Source organism: Candidatus Thiosymbion oneisti, from assembly GCF_004359955.1.
GTDB lineage: Bacteria > Pseudomonadota > Gammaproteobacteria > Chromatiales > Chromatiaceae > Thiosymbion > Thiosymbion oneisti.
Map to the genome: position 1 here is coordinate 1 of NZ_SMSC01000165.1, position 390 is coordinate 390.

Annotated in this window: 1 protein-coding gene; it reads left to right on the top strand. The window is 47.7% G+C overall.

Annotated features, from left to right (window positions below):
* Positions 1 to 56: 56 nt before the first annotated feature.
* On the top strand, positions 57 to 390 hold a 334-nt coding region (locus tag E1958_RS19875; protein ID WP_279512460.1), incomplete at its 3' end, for an IS1 family transposase.

A 390-nucleotide genomic window follows, 5' to 3' on the forward strand; every position in this document is an offset into this window, starting at 1 on the left:
CTGAAAGCTTATCAAGAACGATCCAGTATGCACGGGATCGAAAGGACATTTGGGGTTTGTCGACAAACCTTGAGTGTCTGGTTAAAAAAAAGGCGGAACAGCTTCCACCCCTTGAGACCACGCTGACACCCGTTGACCCTGGGCAGACACCGGTGTTGGAAGTGGATGAGTTATGGTCTTTTGTTTTCAGCACAGTTTTCAACGTTTGGATCTGGATTGCATTGAATCGGGAGACCCGAGAAGTCATTGCTTATGCCTACGGTGATCGCAGTGAAGAAACGTGTCGAATACTCTGGAATCGCATCCCGCCTGATTATAAAAAGGCCGTTGTTTTTAGCGACTATTGGAAAGCGTATCAAGCCATTATTCCGGATGAGCAGCATCACCCTG